Origin of the sequence: Nostoc sp., assembly GCF_036917615.1 — a bacterium.
In the GTDB taxonomy this organism is placed as follows: domain Bacteria; phylum Cyanobacteriota; class Cyanobacteriia; order Cyanobacteriales; family Nostocaceae; genus Nostoc.
On sequence record NZ_JBALCZ010000086.1, the window covers coordinates 1 to 14,242 of the forward strand.

General features: G+C 42.9%; 10 protein-coding genes. 8 read left to right on the top strand and 2 right to left on the bottom strand.

What is annotated here, in order from left to right; all coding sequences use genetic code 11:
• Positions 1–279: 279 nt before the first annotated feature.
• The gene (locus V7K85_RS31490) at positions 280–1,230 is read right to left on the bottom strand and encodes a 1-aminocyclopropane-1-carboxylate deaminase/D-cysteine desulfhydrase (RefSeq protein WP_334819878.1); all 951 of its coding nucleotides are present in this window, start codon (positions 1,228–1,230) and stop codon (positions 280–282) included.
• A gap of 219 nt (positions 1,231–1,449) precedes the next feature.
• On the opposite strand from V7K85_RS31490, the gene V7K85_RS31495 reads away from it, so the two are divergent.
• The 8 genes from V7K85_RS31495 (at position 1,450) to purU (ending at position 11,608) form a co-directional block, all read left to right on the top strand.
• Positions 1,450–3,180 (top strand): diflavin flavoprotein, encoded by a 1,731-nt coding sequence (locus V7K85_RS31495; RefSeq protein ID WP_334819880.1) that lies wholly within the window; start codon positions 1,450–1,452, stop codon positions 3,178–3,180.
• Between the two features lie 173 nt (positions 3,181–3,353).
• Positions 3,354–3,866: a phosphate-starvation-inducible PsiE family protein gene (locus tag V7K85_RS31500; protein WP_334819924.1), complete on the top strand. Its 513-nt coding sequence runs from the start codon at positions 3,354–3,356 to the stop codon at positions 3,864–3,866.
• An 83-nt stretch (positions 3,867–3,949) separates the two neighbouring features.
• Positions 3,950–5,686, top strand: a complete 1,737-nt coding sequence (locus V7K85_RS31505; RefSeq protein WP_334819882.1) for a diflavin flavoprotein — start codon at positions 3,950–3,952, stop codon at positions 5,684–5,686.
• 529 nt (positions 5,687–6,215) lie between these two features.
• A complete protein-coding gene (locus tag V7K85_RS31510) occupies positions 6,216–7,223 on the top strand; it encodes an ABC transporter ATP-binding protein (RefSeq protein ID WP_334819884.1) in 1,008 nt (335 codons plus the stop codon).
• The gene (locus tag V7K85_RS31515) at positions 7,224–8,036 is read left to right on the top strand and encodes an ABC transporter permease (protein WP_334819886.1); all 813 of its coding nucleotides are present in this window, start codon (positions 7,224–7,226) and stop codon (positions 8,034–8,036) included.
• 93 nt (positions 8,037–8,129) lie between these two features.
• Complete coding sequence (locus V7K85_RS31520) at positions 8,130–9,803, top strand: GldG family protein (RefSeq protein WP_334819888.1); 1,674 nt, start codon at positions 8,130–8,132, stop codon at positions 9,801–9,803.
• 150 nt (positions 9,804–9,953) lie between these two features.
• Positions 9,954–10,577, top strand: coding sequence for a DUF4340 domain-containing protein (locus V7K85_RS31525; RefSeq protein ID WP_334819890.1), 624 nt, complete (start codon positions 9,954–9,956; stop codon positions 10,575–10,577).
• Between the two features lie 176 nt (positions 10,578–10,753).
• On the top strand, positions 10,754–11,608 hold the full coding sequence (gene purU / locus V7K85_RS31530; RefSeq protein ID WP_334819892.1) for a formyltetrahydrofolate deformylase: 855 nt from the start codon (positions 10,754–10,756) through the stop codon (positions 11,606–11,608).
• A gap of 221 nt (positions 11,609–11,829) precedes the next feature.
• Here the strand turns inward: purU and V7K85_RS31535 are convergent, their stop codons facing one another.
• Complete coding sequence (locus V7K85_RS31535; protein WP_334819894.1) at positions 11,830–13,521, bottom strand: M3 family oligoendopeptidase; 1,692 nt, start codon at positions 13,519–13,521, stop codon at positions 11,830–11,832.
• Positions 13,522–14,242: the final 721 nt, after the last annotated feature.

Here is a 14,242-nt window from a genome sequence, read left to right on the forward strand (position 1 = left end):
GCGAGTTAAGTGAAGCAATGATTTATGGCTCATTGATTCGTCTTATGGTCAGGCGAATGGCATCTTAAGCTTTTGTTTACGAATCAGCTCTAAGGAGCGATCGCCTCCTTGAGTTATATTGAGTTGAGCATGAAGTGGATTGTGTTAACCTCAGATCCTTGCACAAAGCTGCTGTCATCGGATGCAAGTATGTGTGTCTGCGATGGCTTGTTTATTCTTTAAGTTGCATTCAATCTCAGTACACTTGGGTGATAACCCTCAGTCTATCTGGTTTTTGGCTTAACCGAACCGTATTGCGTCCTCCATCCCGACGTTGCCCTGTAAGCCTCCTGTGTGTACCAGCATCAATGAATCGCCTCTAGGAAAAAATCCCTGCTTTAGTAAATCCATCACTCCATAAAACATTTTGGCGGTATATACGTAATCAAGCGGTACGCCATGTTCCTCTCTGAACTGTTGGCTGAACAGTAGCAGCTCATCGTTCACCTTTGCATAACCGCCGAAGTGGTAATCACATACCAATTCCCAGGAAGCCGGAGAGGTATATGGTGCGGGTAAATCAGAGGCGAGGTAATTTGTCAGCAGACTTTCGATTTCTTGTGCAAGAAAAGCCCCATTTTTCAATACTGGAAAAGCGATCGCTTTTTGCTTTTGATCCAACGAAAGCGTAATACCAGCCAGTGTAGTAGCTGTACCGCAGGCTACGCATATATGATCAAATGCGTAGGCGTAGCCAGCCGTAGGCATCGCTTCACCAACTATCTCTGTGCAGCCGCGTACACCATTTAAATTACTCCCACCTTCGGGAATGATAAACACCTCACCGAAACGTTGTTGCAAATATTCCTGTAGCGCTGGTGTGTTGCGCTGTCGATACGTCTCGCGGTTCAGGTACACAAGCTGCATACCCTGCTGTACAGCAAAACTCAGCGTCGGGTTCAATGGTAGACTCTGTTCTCCACGAATTACACCAATGGTGCGAAAACCGAAAAGATTACCAGCCGCAGCAGTTGCATAGATGTGATTAGAATAAGCGCCGCCAAAGGTAAGCAGCGTCGTGAAATTTTTCTCCTTGGCCTCCAAAAGATTGTATTTCAGCTTGAACCACTTGTTGCCGTTAACCCACGGGTGCATGAGGTCGAGGCGTAGCACATACAGATCAACACCAGCGTGGCGGGCAATTTCGCTGTTGATTTGTTGTAGAGGAGGAGGAAAAAAGATTAACGACATGTGTCAACATTCTAACTTAAAATTTACATTCTCTCACGTTGATTATTGAACAGAAAAGTAATGATAAACATTGGGTAATTCAATGGTAAGTCAATCAAAATGAAGAATAAATCTTTCTGATGATTAGCTTTAGAAATTGGCATTTTACTAATTGAGTATTTCAGGTAAATATAAGAAACATAACACTCGCTCCAGATAATATTCTCTTGGAAAAAACAAATGGTTGCACTCACACAGCTTAGTCAAGTTATTCCCAATCCCGGACGTTTGACGATTCAAACTGTTGAAATTGCTCCTCAAACGACTGCTATTCGTTGTCTCGACTGGGATAGAGAACGTTTTGATATTGAGTTTGGTTTACGGAATGGGACGACCTATAATTCTTTCTTAATTCAGGGAGAAAAAGTTGCCTTAGTTGACACATCTCACCGCAAGTTTGAGCAATTATATCTTGAGATACTGGTGGGATTAATTGATCCAACTAAAATAGATTACTTGATTATTAGCCACACAGAACCAGACCACAGTGGCTTAGTGAAAAATATTTTGCAATTAGCTCCCTCGATTACTGTTGTCGGTGCTAGGGTAGCTATTCAATTTTTAGAAAATATGGTTCACCAACCTTTTAAATCAAGGCAGGTGAAAAATGGAGAGCGATTAGATTTAGGCAACGGACACGAATTAGAATTTATCTCTGCACCTAACTTACACTGGCCTGACACAATCTTCACTTATGACCACAAAACTTGTACTCTCTACACCTGTGATGTGTTTGGGATGCACTACTGTGATGACCACACCTATGATGAAAATCTTCCCTCAGTAGAGGAAGATTTTAAATATTACTATGATTGTCTCATGGGCCCCAATGCCCGGTCTGTTTTGGCAGCTTTTAAGCGGATTGAAAAGTTAGAAATAGAAACAGTTGCCACAGGACATGGCCCTTTATTACAACACTATATCTCCGAATGGCTCGGACGGTATCAAAACTGGAGTTTAGAACAAGCAAAAACAGAGAGTTTAGTGGCTCTATTTTATGTTGAAGATTACGGGTATAGCGAGCATTTAGTTCGTACCATAGCACATGGATGTGCGAAAACAGGCGTGGCAGTAGAATTAGTAGTTCTTAATAGTGCCGAGCTTCAAGAAGTTCGAGAATTAGTTGCACAAGCTTCAGGTTTAGTAATTGCAATGCCAGCGCAATCTTCGGTGATGTCCCAAGCTGCTTTAAGTACTATTTTAGCTGCTGTTCACAAGAAACAGGCAATTGGTTTATTAGAGTCGGGAGGGGGAGAAGATGAACCTCTTTATCCTTTACGTAATAAGTTTCAAGAACTGGGATTAACTGAAGCTTTCCCACCTATCTTAGTTAAGGAAATTCCTACCCAAGCAACGGAACAGCTTTGTGATGAAGCGGGGATAGATATGGGTCAATGGCTGAATCGCGATCGCACCATTAAACAGATCAAATCCATCAATAGCGAGCTAGAAAAAGCTTTAGGACGTGTTAGCACGGGATTATATATTATCACTGCCAAAAAAGGAGAAATTCAGAGTGCAATGTTGGCTTCGTGGGTGACACAAGCGAGTCTTGAACCTTTAGGAGTGGCGATCGCAGTATCCAAAGATCGGGCAATTGAATCTTTGATGCACGTTGGCGATCGCTTTGTTTTAAATGTTTTAGAAGAAGGCAAATATCAAGGATTAATGAAACATTTCCTGAAGCGTTTTCCTCCTGGTGCAGATCGCTTTGCCGGAGTAAAGACATATCCAGCTAACAATGAATCGCCCGTTCTCGCTGAAGCCCTAGCTTACATGGAATGTGAAATTACTAGCCGCATGGATTGTGGAGATCATTGGGTAATTTATAGCACAGTCCAAACTGGAAGAGTTGCTAAGCTAAATGCACTTACCGCCGCCCATCACCGCAAAATTGGCAATCATTACTAAATAGGACATTGGGGAGCCACTGCGTTGGGCGGCTCTGGCGACTTAAAGCCAGTGGCGTCATGGAGCATGGGGCATTGTCTCCCTCATCTTCCCCTGCTCCTCAACTTCTAACTCCTAACTTCTCACTCCTAACTCCTAACTTCGCATTCCCCACTCCCCAGTCACAAAAAGCTATGTATAAATCTGTTGAAAACACCCCAATTACCATGTACGAAATCAGTCGGGCGCGTGTCGTGCGAACCTTGGAATTTATCCAAGATGTGATTGTGATTTCTTTGTGTATCGGTTTATTTAGCTTCATGGTGCTTCAGGTGAGAGATATGTTTCTCTCCTTACTTCCGCCTCTAGATTTTCATGCTGTTACTGCCGATATTCTCTTTTTACTCATCTTAGTTGAGTTATTCCGACTGCTGATTATTTACCTACAGGAACATCGAGTATCTATTGGGGTAGCTGTTGAAGTTTCCATTGTTTCCGCCTTGCGAGAAGTCATTGTAAAAGGGGTTTTAGAAACAAGTTGGAGTCAAGTTTTAGCAACTTGTGCCTTTTTATTAGTGCTGGGAATACTACTGTTCCTCCGAGTTTGGCTACCCCCTACATTTGAAGGTATCGACCCGGAACAAGAAGCATCTAAACGCTATAGAAGCCGAGCCAAGTCTGAATTAACACAAACCAATAGTCATTAAGCACAAGCAGGGGAAGCAGAGGAAAGAACTATTGATTATATTGAACCATCCCCAATGCCCATGCCCAATTAAGAGAGGTTATTATGTCTACTGCCACATTAACGCCCAACCATAACAGAGATGTACAAGTTGCTGAAATTGGTAAAAATACTCTGATTCTACGATCGCGGACTTGGGAACGACTAAAATTTGAGGTGGAGTATTCCCGCCAACGGGGAACTACAGCAAATTCTTATTTGATTCAAGCTGATAAAAAGGCTTTAATTGACCCTCCTGGTGAATCCTTTACCGAAATTTACCTTCAGCAACTGGCACAACATCTAGACTTTACCACGCTAGATTACATTGTTCTCGGTCATGTCAACCCAAACCGCAGAGCCACCTTGCAAGCATTGCTCTCTCAAGTTCCTCAAGTCACTCTCATTTGTTCTCGCCCCGCCGCCAATGTTCTAAAAACCGCCTTTCCAGAATGGGAATCACCTATTCAAGCGGTGCGATCGGGAGATACTGTGGATTTAGGACAAGGACATCTTCTATCATTTATCACTGTACCAACTCCCCGCTGGGCGGATGGACTTTGTACCTATGATTCCGCCACAAAAATTCTCTACACAGACAAATTTTTTGGCGCTCATATTTGCGAAGATACTTTGTTTGATGAAGATTGGAAGGGATTAGATGCGGAACGTCGTTACTATTTTGAATGTCTCCATGCGCCCCAAGCCAAACAAGTCGAAGTAGCATTAGATAAAATGTCGGCTTTAGGAGCCAGATGTTACGCTCCAGCACACGGCCCGGTTGTTCGTTACAGCCTTAGTCGTTTTACCTATGATTACCGTCAATGGTGCCAAGGGCAAAAATCTCAAGAATTGAGTGTTGCTTTGCTCTATGCTTCTGCTTATGGTAATACAGCAATTTTGGCGAATGCGATCGCTCAAGGTTTGATTCAAAATGGAGTTAATGTAGAATCAATCAACTGTGAACTAGCAGATTCTGCGGAGATTAACCGCATTGTAGAAACTTGCGACGGCTTGATTATCGGTTCACCCACTTTAGGCGGACATGCACCTACTCAAATTCAAACTGCTTTAGGAATAGTTCTCTCGGTGGCGGCGAAAACTAAGTTAGCAGGGGTGTTTGGTTCTTACGGTTGGAGTGGCGAGGCAATTGATTTAATAGAAAGCAAGCTCAAAGATGCTAATTATCAACTAGGGTTTGAAACAATTCGGGTGCGTTTTAGCCCTACTCCTGAAATTCTTCAGCAGTGTCAAGAAGCAGGGGCTTCCTTTGCTCAAAACTTGAAGAAAACCAAAAAACTGCGGACTTCCCGCCAGGTTGTGACAGAAACCCATGTAGATCGTACCGAACAAGCGGTGGGGCGGATCATTGGTTCTCTGTGTGTCGTGACAACTCGTGATCAAGAAACTCACAAAGGGGTTTTAACTTCTTGGGTATCGCAGGCAACTTTTAACCCGCCAGGAATTATGATTGCGATCGCCCAAGAGCAGAATGCAGATTTAATGCATCATCCTGGTGATAAATTTGTGCTGAATATCCTCAAAGAAGGAAGAAATCTGCGACGCTATTTTTCTCGTCATAGCACTTTAGGAGATAATCCCTTTGCAAATCTTGCCACACAAACTGCTCTTAATGGTTGTTTGATTCTAAATGAGGCATTAGCCTATTTAGAATGTACGGTGCAAAATCAACTTGAATGTGGCGATAGATGGTTAATTTATGGCGTCATCGATCACGGTGAAGTGTTGGAAAATGATGGGATCAGTGCTTTGGAGCATCGTAAATCTGGCAGCTATTATTAACCTGACTTTTCACGGTATTTGAAAAATCTCTCTCTAAATCTCTCTCCTAAAAGGAGAGAGACTTTGAATTTTCCCCCTTCCCGCGTCGGGAAGGGGGTTAGGGGGTTAGGTTTTTCGTGGGGTTTCTTACATAACGTGAAAAGTCAGGTACACACAAGTCTTTACTCTATTAAATTGCCTGTTGCCGCAACCACTAAACTAAATCAGCACATTTGTAACAATGGTCAACAAAGTGCAAACGCTACAAGTGCATTAAATTTTTATATACAAATAACGATCGCATTCCGAAATAGCCTATTTCAGTTTTGAGTTTAACCCCTCATATTTTCGGGTTGATCCCTGAAATAACATAGTATTCTCACGGAAGCAGAAGCTCCCAAGAAGAATTACATTCTTATTCTCCTGAGATGAAGCTCAATTTTCAGGAACTTTACCCATTGTCGGCGAATCATTAGTGCCAATCCCCGATACCCAATATCGTGATCTAAGATTGTTGGGTATTCTATAAATTGCGATCGCCACTATACCGATGATTGAAGTTGAGCATCTAAGTAAAATATACGGCTCTACCCCAGCGATTACTGATGTCACTTTTAGCGTCGAGCCTGGAGAGATTTTAGGGTTGTTGGGGCCCAATGGCGCTGGTAAAACCACAACCATGCGAATTCTGGCTGGTTATTTACCGGCAACCAATGGTAATGCCCGAATTGCTGGCTATAATGTCCATGAAAATTCCCTGGCTGTACGCCAACGGATTGGTTATTTACCGGAAACACCACCGTTATATCCAGAAATGACGGTGGAGGGATTTTTGCATTTTGTGGCCCGAATTAAGGGAGTATCAGCAGGCGATCGCACCAACAAAGTAGTAGCCGCTATCAAACGCTGCAACTTAGAAGATAAGCGGCGGGTCATTATTCGCAAACTCTCTAAAGGGTATCGCCAAAGGGTAGGAATTGCTCAAGCGATCGTCCACGATCCACCAGCGATCATTTTGGATGAACCCACCGTCGGACTCGATCCCCGACAAATAATTGAGGTGCGGAATTTAATTAAAAGTCTCGCTGGTACTCACACAATTATTCTTTCCACGCACATTCTGCCAGAAGTAAGCATGACTTGTAGCCGCGTTGCCATCATCAATCGCGGTAAAGTTGTGGCAACAAATACACCTGAAAATTTGATGACTCAGTTGACAGGCGGTTCAGGATATGAATTGGAAATAGAAGGAGAAGTTGCCCTGGCGAAACAGGTATTGCAAAAAGTCGCGGGTGTGAGTTTGGTAGAATCAATTCCGACAGCCGGAATGCACGGTCATCAATCCCAGGAAAACCGCGCTTATCTGCGAGTGATATCGCAACCGGGAAAAGAACCAGGGCGCGATATTGCCACAACATTAGTGCGTGCAGGATTTGGTTTACATGAACTGAGGCGAGTTAACGCCACCTTAGAAGATGTGTTTTTGCAACTGACCACAGAAGAAAAGAATTTTGATACTGAGGTAGACTTAGCAGACAACGAAGGAGAGGCAGCGTAAATGAGTATAGTACTGAGTAATATTATTGCCATTTATCGCCGAGAGTTACAGAGTTATTTTGTATCGCCTTTAGCTTATGCGATCGCAGGTGTATTTTGGTTCCTGTCGGGGTTATTCTTCGTGATGATTTTGCTAGGGCCAGATGGCATATTGGTAGGAGTTGCGGCAATAGATTTACAAGGGCAACAACTAGGAGTGCCAGTACCACCGATAGATGTCCCCTACGAATTTGTCCAGGTATTTTTGGAACGCATGGAATGGCTACTGTTGTTTATCCTGCCAATTCTCTCAATGGGACTCTATGCCGAAGAACGTAAGCGAGGTACTTTAGAACTGTTAGCCACCTCACCAATCACCAATTGGGCGGTAGCTGTAGGTAAATTATTAGGCGTGCTAACATTTTTAACCACGATGCTTGCACCCATGCTAGTGTTTGAAGCGATCGCCATCAGCGGCTCAAATCCACCAATGGCGTTCTCAATTCCCTTGCTAGGTCATTTGGGATTAATCTTGCTAGCAGCGGCAATTTTATCTTTAGGAATGTTTATTTCCTCTTTAACAGACAGTACAATTCTGTCTGCTGTTCTCACCTTTGCAGTAATTTTATTATTGTTATTGATTGATTTAATCGGCAAAATTGTCCCTAGTCCCGTGGGCGAAGCCTTAGGTTATCTATCGTTGCTGAAACATTACAACACCCTGACTCAAGGCATTTTTGATACCAGCACGTTGATTTTATTTGCCAGTTACATTTTTTTGGGCATCTTTCTCACAGCTCAATCAATTGATGCACTACGCTTTCAAAGGCAGTAGTCATATGAGTTATGAGTTAAAAGTTAGGAGTAAGGAGTTAAAACTCATAACTCATAACTCATTGCTCCTAACTCCTCACTTCAGTCTAAGAATATGAAGATAGTTGCAAAAAAGAAACTGTGGAAATATCTGTTTTGGTTGGGCCCGTTCCTAATTGCTGTCGGTCTAACAGTTGGGTTAGTCTCTGAACAGTGGGGATTAATTCCATTAGCATTTCTGATTACCGGAATTGTCATCAGTGGATTGGGGATAATATGGCAAAGCTACCAGAGTAACTGGTGGAGGCGTCGTTCTACCCAAGCTGGGACTAATGCTTTGGTGGCGACTCTGGCAGTATTGGCAATTTTGGGATTAATTAACTTTTTGGGAACTCGCTACCACTTGCGGGCAGACTTAACAGAAACTCAATTGTTTACGCTTGCACGCCAGTCACGGGAACTGGTAGAGGTTTTATCACAGCCAGTTAAAGTGTGGGTGTTTGATGTTAACCAGAATCCCCAAGACCGAGAACTGCTAGAAAATTATCAGCGGCAAAGCTCAAAATTTAAATTTGAGTACATCAATCCCCAAGCAAGACCAGGACTTGCAGAAAAGTTTGGCGTCAAAGATTATGGGGAAGTTTACCTAGAATCTGCGGATAAACGGCAATTAGTACAAACAGTAAATGAAAATCAGCGCCTGTCAGAAGTCAAATTAACTAGTCGCCTGCAACAACTAACAAATTCAACCACAGCCAAAGTTTACTTACTCCAAGGTCATGGCGAACACCAACTTTCGGCTGGTAAAGGTGCAATATCACAAGCAGTTCAGGGATTAGGCGACAAAAATTTCACAACATCACCGCTGAATCTAGCAGAAACCTCGAAAGTTCCTCAAGATGCCGCTGTCGTAATAGTAGCTGGCCCCAAGCGAGAGCTGTTTGAGGGTGAAGTCAAAGCCTTACAAGAGTATTTGAATCGGGGCGGTAGCTTACTGCTGATGATTGATCCCAATACCGATCCCAAACTTAACAGCTTGCTACAAGAGTGGGGTGTTCGTCTGGATAATCGTTTAGCAGTAGATGTTTCTGGAGAAAGCGTTGTGGGACGTGGTCCTGCTGCACCCTTAGTCACAGAATACGGACAACATCCAATTACCAAAGATTTCGGTAAGGGCAATTCTTTTTATCCGATTGCCCGACCTCTGGAAATTACCTCTGTGCCTGGTGTTAAGGCTACTCCACTGCTACTAACCAAACCCTACCCTAACAGTTGGGCAGAAAGCAACCTCCAAAGCGAAAAATTGGAATTTAATGCAGATAAAGACCTCAAAGGGCCTCTGACCTTGGGTGTTGCTTTAACCAGAAAACAAGCAGCTAAATCTGCTTCCACTCCCCAAGCTTCACCAACACCTTTACCCCTACCATCACCAACCACTCAAGGCAAAGCTTCCCCCACTCCCCCTGCCTCCCCTGCCTCCCTTGCTCCCCCTTTCCCCACTCCCTCATCTCAAACAGCCACCGAGTCCCGGTTAGTGGTTTTCGGAAATTCTAATTTTGCCACCGATGGTTTGTTTCAACAGCAACTAAATGGAGATGTATTCCTCAACTCAGTTACTTGGCTGAGTCAACAGGATCAGCAATCCCTTTCCATTCGCCCCAAAGAACCAAAAAACCGTCGGATAACCCTGACTACTACGCAAGCCAATCTTTTAATACTGTCGTCTTTGTTGGTTTTACCTTTAATTGGGTTGGCGGCGGCAGTTATTATCTGGTGGAAACGACGGTAATAAGTGAGTTAGGAGTTAGGAGTGAGGAGTGAGGAGTTATAAATATTAACTCTTCACTAATGCCCAATACTTCTCTACGAGAGGCTGCGCCAACGGCTTCTCGTAGAAACGCTACGCGAATGCTCAGTACAAGTGCCCAATGACTAAAAAATGAAATTGCCACGAACGACTTTAATTTTGATACTGCTAGCGCTGGGTTTAGGTGGTTTTGTTTACTTCCATGAAATTCGAGGTGCAACTGTGCGAGAAGAAATCAAGGAGCAAAAGCAGCAAATTTTCTCTTTTGCAGCAGATGACGTACAGTCTTTAACAGTCAAGACAAAAAAACTCACTCTGAATCTGGAACGTAACCCTGAATCTAGTAACCCCAAGTGGTTAATCAAATCTCTGATATCGGGCCCAGCAAATGATGCTATTGTTTCTTATTTGATGGATTTGTTGGTCAAAGGTAAGAGCGAGCGCACTTTATCAACTCCAGTAAAAGAGCTTGGAGAATTTGCTCTAGATCAACCCCAAGCCACTATCAATATCACCCTGAAAAACCGACAAAGCCATCAATTGATTTTAGGTAAATCTAACTTCAACGGACGTTTCTTGTATGCTGAAGCTGATCCTGCTGCTAAAACCGATGGGAATATAAATGTACTGTTGGTATCTACAGATTTTGCAAATGCTGTGAATCGGGAATTATCAGAGTGGAAACAACCTGTAGATAATAGTCAGAAACTTCCTGGACTCAGCACACCTTTACCAACTCCGACAAATGGTAAATGAACATAGCTAGGACGAATGAAATTCGCGGCTACACAGGCAAAGTCCGCCTCCGCGGACTAAGGAAAAATTGAGGGTTTGAAACCCACGGAGGTGGGTTTTGCTTGTGTAGACGCGGTTTATAACCGCCGATTTAATGTTAAGTTGACTTCAAATATCAATAGTTTTTCTAAGTTACTATGACAAATCCGACAGCAACATTGCTGATTTCCTGCCCCGATCAACGGGGACTGGTGGCGAAATTTGCCAATTTCATCTATTCCAATGGTGGTAATATAATCCATGCAGATCAGCATACAGACTTTGCTGCTGGGTTATTCCTTACGCGCATTGAATGGCAATTAGAGGGGTTTAATTTGCCACGAGAATTTATTGCCCCTGCATTTAATGCGATTGCTCAACCTTTAGGCGCTAAGTGGGAAATACGTTTTTCTGATACTGTACCGCGCATTGCTATTTGGGTAAGTCGGCAAGACCATTGTCTATTTGACTTAATTTGGCGACAACGCGCTAAAGAATTTGTGGCTGAAATTCCTTTAATTATTAGCAACCATTCTAATTTAAAGGTAGTGGCAGAGCAATTTAATATCGACTTCCAGCACATTCCTATTTCTAAAGACAATAAATCAGAACAAGAAGCCCAACAACTAGAATTACTCCACCAGTACAAAATAGATTTAGTTGTATTGGCGAAATATATGCAGATTGTTAGTGCAGATTTTATTAGTAAATTTCCGCAAATTATTAATATTCATCATTCATTTTTACCAGCTTTTGTAGGAGCAAATCCCTATCAACGAGCTTTTGAACGGGGTGTGAAAATTATTGGTGCAACTGCTCATTATGCCACTGCTGATTTAGATGCAGGCCCAATTATTGAACAGGATGTAGTGCGAGTTAGTCACCGTGATGAAGTTGATGATTTGGTGAGAAAAGGCAAAGATTTAGAGAGAGTTGTATTAGCAAGAGCGGTGCGATCGCACTTGCAAAATCGTGTATTAGTCTATGGTAATAGAACAGTAGTATTTGAGTAGTTGAGATCTTGCCTAAAAGATTAGACTAGGACTTACGCATTGACAGGAAATCCCAAATGTGTTGTATGGATTTCAGGCATTAAGCCTTGATTTTTCGACCATTTTTAGGCGATCGCTATTTATCAAAGCATAATTGGTCCAAGTCTGAAACGACGTATTTTCGTCAATGCACAAGATAATAAATTTGTACAGTGCGTAAGTCCTACATTCTTATTTTTCAATTAGCCTGCCTTCAAAGAGGAACGCACTTTTTCAACGACTTGAGTAAGTGCGCCAGGTTCAAATGGACAAATGAGATTTGCCGAGCGCACTAATTCTCGAAAGGACGCAGAACCACCGCGATCGCATAAAGCAATATACTCTGCTAGCGTCTTTTCATAATCTTCTTCTGCTTTGACCCAAAACTGCAACGCGCAACACAGAGCCAAAGTGTAATCAATGTAGTAAAACGGCGAACAGTAGATGTGCTGTTTGTCTTGCCAAAGTCCGCCTTTGTTAAGATATTTCAAATCTCCATAATTTCGCCAAGGCAGATAACGAGCTTCCATCTGTTGCCACATTTGATGTCGTTCTTGCGGCGTTGCTTCTGGGTTGGCATAGACCAAATGTTGAAAATGATCCACTGCCACACCATAAGGCAGAAACAGAATTGACCACGCTAGATGCTGCCGACGAAATCGCTTGGCTTGATCGCCGAAAAACTTTTCCATCTGCCATCTGGTAAGAAACTCTAAGCTCATGGAGTGAATTTCACACGATTCTAGCGTGGGCCACAGGTAATCAAAAACTGGCAAATGGCGACTTCGCCACATTTGGAAGGCGTGACCCATCTCATGAGCGAACACCTGCACGTCGTTTTTTGTTCCATTAAAATTTGCGAAAACGTAGGGCATATTATAGCTTGGGAAGCTTGTACAGAATGCGCCTCCCGCTTTTCCAGGACGGTTTCGCAAATCCAGTAAATGCCGCTCAACCATCATCCTAAAAAACCCACCCAGGGATGGATTCATGGCATCAAACATTTCTTGTGCCCGTTCCAGCATCCAGTCATGATCCCCAATTGGAGCCGGACTGCCTTCTGCATCAAAGATAGACTCATCCCAAAAATACACGCTGTCTAGATTGAGCCGTTGAGCCTGTTGCCCAATTAGCTCGATCGCTAAAGGAACGACCTGTTGAACTACTTGATCTCGATAGTACTCGACATCGCTTTGATCGTAATCCACCCGTCGCATTTGGCGATATCCTAGCGCAATGTAATTCTCGTAGCCCAATTTTTTTGCCATACGATCGCGCAGTTTTACCAACCGATCAAACAGTTGATCGAAGCGGTCTTGATTCTGCTCAAAAAACTGCCAGCGACAATGTTCTGCCTGCTGACGAATGTCTCGATCTTTACTTTGCACATAAGGTTGTAAACCCGATAAATTCACCTGCTCACCCTGGAACTCTAGCTTTGCTGAGGCGATCAGTTCGGTATACTCATTGCTGAGTTTGGATTCTTCGACTAAATCTGCTGTGATCGTCGATTCAAAGGTCGTAATGTCTGCTTTCCACAGTAAAAAGGCTTGTCGTCCCAAACTTTGTTCTAACTCGACGCGATAAGGGCTGTGGAGCAGTTGCCGTTTTAGGTCTACTTCAAGGGCGATCAGAGATGGCAAAAGTTCGTTGCAATAGTCCAAGGCAGTTTTGTATTCTGGGTTTTGAGTGTCTTGGTGAAAGTGCAGTCGCGTGAGTTCCTTCCATGTATCTAGTCTGCGTCGCAAGGCATCCCACTGCTCGATGACGGACTTTCGTTGCTCAGAGGTTTGAGCCTGGTTAAACTGCATCTGGATAACTTGGTATTCGGCGGTCACGGTTGAGAGAGTTGGAGTTTCTGCTGTGATGTCGGCGAAATCTACTGGAGCTTGCATGAATCATTCTCCTTTGCGATAAACATTTAGCGATCAAGCGACTTCTAGAAAGTTTTTATTTGGGGAAATCGCCAACTTTCATTTTTTCAAAAATCTATTAGGACTCAACAATGAAATCACCCATCACTTTGGATTGGAAAATTTGCATCAATCTCAATCAAAGTAACTTTGGCATTTTCAACTACCCTATTTCCCAGCAGTGTGTCCTACATGGCTTCAAATTTAGACTCGTAAAATTGTTTTGCCATGTAAATCTGTTTCTAAATTAGGACAATAAATTATTTTAACTGTCAAATCATATTCAATTCATAAAATGCCTAAAATTAGTTATAACACATCAAAGGTTAGCGCCAGCGTGCCAATCTATCCTTACTGGCATCAGCGCAAGTTCGGCGTTGAGCGCATTCCACAATAATAAGATCCAAATAAGAATAAAAAGATCCAAATAAGTTGCGATCGCATGAAGGCAGTCAGCTTGGTGCGATCACTCCCTATCTGCCTGTCCTAGCCCGATTGAAGAAGTTTTATAACTAAATCAGAGGTAGACACTAAAGAAGTGGATGCCGTTTATGATAAGCTGGCTGATGCTGACTTCTAAACTTTGTAATGCTAACTTCAAAATTATTCGTTTTTTGCGTAAAGCACGAAATATGAGGTGAATAGTATTATATAACGGTATTTACTATGGATAAACCGGGGACAATACTAAAAGTCTCCTATA

Excerpts from the sequence above, each read along its gene's own strand:
- V7K85_RS31490 (WP_334819878.1), bottom strand. The coding sequence starts at position 1,230 with ATGTCGTTAATCTTTTTTCCTCCTCCTCTACAACAAATCAACAGCGAA.
- V7K85_RS31525 (WP_334819890.1), top strand. The coding sequence starts at position 9,954 with ATGAAATTGCCACGAACGACTTTAATTTTGATACTGCTAGCGCTGGGT.
- V7K85_RS31520 (WP_334819888.1), top strand. The coding sequence starts at position 8,130 with ATGAAGATAGTTGCAAAAAAGAAACTGTGGAAATATCTGTTTTGGTTG.
- V7K85_RS31535 (WP_334819894.1), bottom strand. The coding sequence starts at position 13,521 with ATGCAAGCTCCAGTAGATTTCGCCGACATCACAGCAGAAACTCCAACT.
- V7K85_RS31515 (WP_334819886.1), top strand. The coding sequence starts at position 7,224 with ATGAGTATAGTACTGAGTAATATTATTGCCATTTATCGCCGAGAGTTA.
- V7K85_RS31510 (WP_334819884.1), top strand. The coding sequence starts at position 6,216 with ATGATTGAAGTTGAGCATCTAAGTAAAATATACGGCTCTACCCCAGCG.
- V7K85_RS31495 (WP_334819880.1), top strand. The coding sequence starts at position 1,450 with ATGGTTGCACTCACACAGCTTAGTCAAGTTATTCCCAATCCCGGACGT.
- V7K85_RS31505 (WP_334819882.1), top strand. The coding sequence starts at position 3,950 with ATGTCTACTGCCACATTAACGCCCAACCATAACAGAGATGTACAAGTT.
- V7K85_RS31500 (WP_334819924.1), top strand. The coding sequence starts at position 3,354 with ATGTATAAATCTGTTGAAAACACCCCAATTACCATGTACGAAATCAGT.
- purU (WP_334819892.1), top strand. The coding sequence starts at position 10,754 with ATGACAAATCCGACAGCAACATTGCTGATTTCCTGCCCCGATCAACGG.